Origin of the sequence: Streptomyces sp. MnatMP-M17 (assembly GCF_900091995.1) — a bacterium.
Classification (GTDB): domain Bacteria; phylum Actinomycetota; class Actinomycetes; order Streptomycetales; family Streptomycetaceae; genus Streptomyces.
The window spans coordinates 1-4,057 of the sequence record NZ_FMDK01000461.1; the positions used below are offsets into that span (position 1 = coordinate 1).

The following is a 4,057-nucleotide window of genomic DNA, read 5'->3' on the forward strand; positions in this document are numbered from 1 at the left end:
CGGGTCCGTGCCCGCCGAGCGCTGGTCGGCCGCCGAGGACAAGTGGCTGCCGCTGTGGCAGGTGAACCAGACCTGGTCGTACTGGGGTCTGTATCCGTCGATGATCCTGATGCAGGACGGCCGGCTCTTCTACTCGGGCAGCCATGTCTTCGGCAACGGCACACCGGGCACCGGGTCCTCGATCTACGACTACGACGCCAACACCGTCACGGATGTGGCCGGGCTCCAGAACAAGGACGAGCGCGACCAGTCGGCGAGCGTGCTGCTGCCGCCCGCGCAGGACCAGCGCGTCCTGACCATCGGCGGCGGCAACATCGACTCCAATCCGGAGGCGAACCGGCTCACGGACCTGATCGATCTCAAGCAGCCGAATCCGCGGTACACGCCCGGTCCGCTGCTGCCGCAGGGAACGGTCGATCTCGGCGGTGGCCCGCAGCCGCAGACCGGCGCGCAGGGCAAGATGTACGGCTCGGCGGTGCTGCTGCCCGACGGCAAGGTTCTGGAGACCGGCGGCGCGCTGCACAACCGGGCGAATCCGGTTTACGAATCGTCCATCTTCGATCCGCAGACGGACACCTTCGATCCGGTGGCGGTGGACCCCGAGGCGCGCGGCTACCACTCCTCGGCGTTCCTGCTGCCGGACGGCCGCGTGATGACGACGGGCGACAACCCGGGTAACGGCACCTGGAACCACCAGGTTTCGCTGTACACGCCGCCGTATCTGCTCAAGGGCCCACGACCGGAGATCACTTCGCTGATCGACGACCAGTGGCTGTACGGCGACACCCAGCGGATCACGGTCGACCGGCCCATCGCCAAGGCGGAGCTGATCCGCCCGGCGGCGGTGACGCACTCGTCCGACCCGAACCAGCGGTTCGTGGATCTGCCGCTGACGGTGGACGGAAACGACGGCAACACTGTCGATCTGAACGTGACGAGCAACCCGAATCTGGCGCCGCCGGGCTGGTACATGCTGTTCGCGGTCGACGCGAACGGGATTCCGTCGGTGGCGAAGTGGGTGCATCTGGGCGGGCCGGCGGCGCTGGCGAAGCAGTCGGCGGAGTCGGCACACGTACATGACTTCGCCGGCGACCCGGCCGGAAAGGTGAAGAAGCCGCAGAAGAAGCGGACTTCGGCGCCGGTGAGCCCGCAGATCGCGGGCTGCGACCGGCACTACGGCTCGGCGAACGTCTGCGTACCCACGGTCTTCCCGGACACGGTGAGGCCGACGACGAAGGCGCGCTGCGACTGGCTGGCGGCGAACGAGTACGGCCGGCTGAAGGTCAACGGCAAGGACGATCCACTGCGGCTGGATCCGAACAGGGACGGCACGGCGTGCGGAAAGGGCGATGTGAAGCGGGCGAGAGACTGACGGTCCGTCGGGGCTGACGGCCATGCGCTGACGCTTGGCCAGGGCTTACGGGCCCTGGCCGGGCTGGCGTCTGTCAGACGTCCGTCAGGAGTCCGGTCACGCTGAACTGAAGCTCCAGGAGGTCACGGTGAAGCCGGACCGGCCGGTCGGCGACCGCGTCTTCCTGGACGCGTTCACGGCCCGCCCGGTGCCGTACGGAGAGCGGAACGGGCCCTCGCCGAGCTGGAGCTAGGGACTGTCCGGCGGACAGCCGCCGCTCTGAGGGCCGGTGCAGATGTCGAGCGTGCGTGTGACGTACCGGCCGTCGAGGGAGTAGTAGAACCAGTCCACTTCGCCGCCGCGTTCGAGCCGTGCCCGCGCATCGGCGAGTACGTCCCTGGGCAAGGGCGTCCTGACGGCACGCGGGTACCGCTGAAGCGTCGCCTCCAGCCAGGCGTAGGCGTCATCGGCGGTGCGGTGGGTGGTGAACACGGTGGCGGTCTCGGCGATCCGCTTCAACTGAGCCTCGATGCCGAGCGGTTGAGCACCCTCGGGCGTGACACGGGGGCCCGGGTCGCTGCCGGGCCGGCACCGGGGGCCGTTCCAGGCGTAACCGTGCCAGTGGGGCGGGTGGGGTGCGTCGGGACGAGGTGAGGTGTTCAGGGCTGCTCCGTGTCACGGGCGTGGAGAAACGTCAGCCACGCGTGCTCACCGTCGGCACAGCGCCGGCCCTCGGAGCAGCTCGCGCAGCCCACTGCGTGGGTCATGTATTCCCCGTAGCACGCGAGGAGACGGCCCACGTCGGCCAGCAGCCGGCGCAGTGCGAGCGCGGTCATGGAGCCAGGGCCTCGATGCGCTTCCGGCCGTCGTCCAGCAGCCCGGCCACGGCGTCCGCCGAGCACAGCTTTCCGACGCTCTCCACGGGCACGGCCCAGTAGGCGGCCACGGCGGTGGGCTCCGTACGGTCCATCCGGGGGATACCGACCCACCCGCCGCTCCCACGAACCACGGCGAGTGCCGAGCGCCATGTCTCACACGTACCGCTGGGCACGAGCGCGTAGTACCAGGACCCGGGCTGACAGATCACCGGCCCGTCGAGAACCTCGGCAAGGACGGCGTTCACCGTGCCCGGCTCAGTGCAACCGACCGCTGCGTGTACCAGTTGCTGCGGCATCCGCACAGCGTCGTACACACCACCGGTACGCAGAACGGCGGGCCTGCCGTGCGCCCAGTCCGCGTAGGCGATGTCCGCGAGGCGGGAGGAGGAGAGCAGCCATCGGGTGATGGCCCTCTCGGTTGCGTGGGTTGTCATGATCGGCTCCATGGTCTCGGTAAGGGCAAGTGGAGCCATGGTGGGTACATGGGAAGGCCCCGGCTATCACGACCTGGTGATAGCCGGGGCCAAAGGTTGACGGAGGGTCAGGCACCCAGCCAGGAGCCGTACGACAGGAAACTGTCGGGGAGTTGGCGCTTAGCCGCCTCCAGCCCTGCGTAGGTCTCGCGTACGGTCTGGTGATAGCGCGCCTGCTGCGGCGCCGCCTTCCGCGCCCGCAGCAGATTCGCGAATGCCTGATCGATGTCCCCGGTCCACATCTGCGCGCGCGCCAGCTCGGCGTGATGGTGGCTGCGGCGCGATGCCGGCCAGTCTTTCGGAATTCTCACGCCCTGCCCGGCCTGTGCCGCATCGCCGTACTCGTCCAACTCCGCGAGGACGGACACCCGGTGGACCGCGACGTTGGTCGGGCCGAACGCCAGCCAGTGCACGTCGACGGCCTCACCGGTCGCGTCCGCGATGCGCTCGCCCTCGGCGAGATGAGCCTCGGCGCGATCACGGTCCCGCGCCCGCCCCGCCATCACCGCGGCACCAAGATGGAACTGCCCGGTCACGACATCCCGGTCACGGCCGGTCGGAGCCTGCTCCAGCGTGGAGAGCCCGAGCTTCACCAGCCGCTCGCCGGTCTGGTACTGGCCCTCCCGGAGGTAGGTGAGCGCCCGCATGTAGCGGTACATGCCGCCCACGACGGCGTCAGATCCGCGCTGCGCGGCCCAGTCCATACGGGACAGCGCGATGGCGGCGAGGTCGCCGTAGCCGAGCTTCGTCGCCACGTCGTACGCCGTCCGGTAGGTGGACGCCAGCAGCAGCCAGCCTTCCGTCGTCCCAGCGCCGTGTGCGGCGGTCGTGGCCTCCTGAATGAGCCCGGCGACCTGGCTTGCGGCCTGCTTGATGTCCCCGGCGCGGACGATGACAAGGAGTTCCTCGGCGTCGTCGGCGAGGAGTTGGTGCGGCCGGGGCCGGATATCGGGGTCGGCTCCGAGGTCGTAGACGTCCAGCGCCTCGCGGATCGGCCTTATGAGGACGTCCAGTTCGTCGGCGCGTAGCTCTGTGGCGTAGGGCTGGCCCGTCACCGTGGCGACGTCCACGCGGAGGGCGCGGGCGATGCTTGCGATGACGTGCGGGGAGGCGGGCAGGACGCCTTGTTCGGTCTTGGTGAGGGTGCTGTACGGGACCAGGGACAGGTCGGAGAGGGCGCGCTGCGTGAGGTGGCGCTCCCGGCGCAGGCGCTTGATGCGTGCGCCGGTGTGGTCATGAGGTAGAGCATGCATACTGGCTCCCGTTCTGACTCGACACCAGAACCGTACCCTTCGCGGTCGGCTCCGCGTAGATACACGAAAGTGGCCCGCACTCCGCGCGGAGGCGGGCCGCCG

Annotated in this window: 5 protein-coding genes; 1 reads left to right on the forward strand and 4 read right to left on the reverse strand. The window is 69.4% G+C overall.

Going from position 1 to position 4,057, the window contains the following annotated elements:
• Nucleotides 1–1,372: galactose oxidase early set domain-containing protein (locus tag GA0115259_RS20700; protein WP_141716639.1), on the forward strand; the 1,372-nt coding region annotated here is incomplete at its 5' end.
• A gap of 228 nt (nt 1,373–1,600) precedes the next feature.
• On the opposite strand, the gene GA0115259_RS20705 is transcribed toward GA0115259_RS20700, so the two are convergent.
• The 4 genes from GA0115259_RS20705 to GA0115259_RS20715 all read right to left on the reverse strand — a co-directional run bounded on the left by GA0115259_RS20705 (nt 1,601) and on the right by GA0115259_RS20715 (nt 3,955).
• Nucleotides 1,601–1,870: a hypothetical protein gene (locus tag GA0115259_RS20705; protein ID WP_093599286.1), complete on the reverse strand. Its 270-nt coding sequence runs from the start codon at nt 1,868–1,870 to the stop codon at nt 1,601–1,603.
• A gap of 140 nt (nt 1,871–2,010) precedes the next feature.
• Nucleotides 2,011–2,187, reverse strand: a complete 177-nt coding sequence (locus GA0115259_RS40435) for a hypothetical protein (protein WP_161230426.1) — start codon at nt 2,185–2,187, stop codon at nt 2,011–2,013.
• Nucleotides 2,184–2,663, reverse strand: coding sequence for a hypothetical protein (locus tag GA0115259_RS20710; RefSeq protein WP_093599289.1), 480 nt, complete (start codon nt 2,661–2,663; stop codon nt 2,184–2,186). Before GA0115259_RS20710 ends, GA0115259_RS40435 begins: the two co-directional genes overlap by 4 nt.
• A gap of 107 nt (nt 2,664–2,770) precedes the next feature.
• Nucleotides 2,771–3,955: a helix-turn-helix domain-containing protein gene (locus GA0115259_RS20715; RefSeq protein ID WP_093599292.1), complete on the reverse strand. Its 1,185-nt coding sequence runs from the start codon at nt 3,953–3,955 to the stop codon at nt 2,771–2,773.
• Nucleotides 3,956–4,057 lie beyond the last annotated feature (102 nt).

Coding starts and splice junctions, on each gene's coding strand:
- GA0115259_RS20710 (WP_093599289.1), bottom strand. CDS start 2,663: ATGACAACCCACGCAACCGAGAGGGCCATCACCCGATGGCTGCTCTCC.
- GA0115259_RS40435 (WP_161230426.1), bottom strand. CDS start 2,187: ATGACCGCGCTCGCACTGCGCCGGCTGCTGGCCGACGTGGGCCGTCTC.
- GA0115259_RS20715 (WP_093599292.1), bottom strand. CDS start 3,955: ATGCATGCTCTACCTCATGACCACACCGGCGCACGCATCAAGCGCCTG.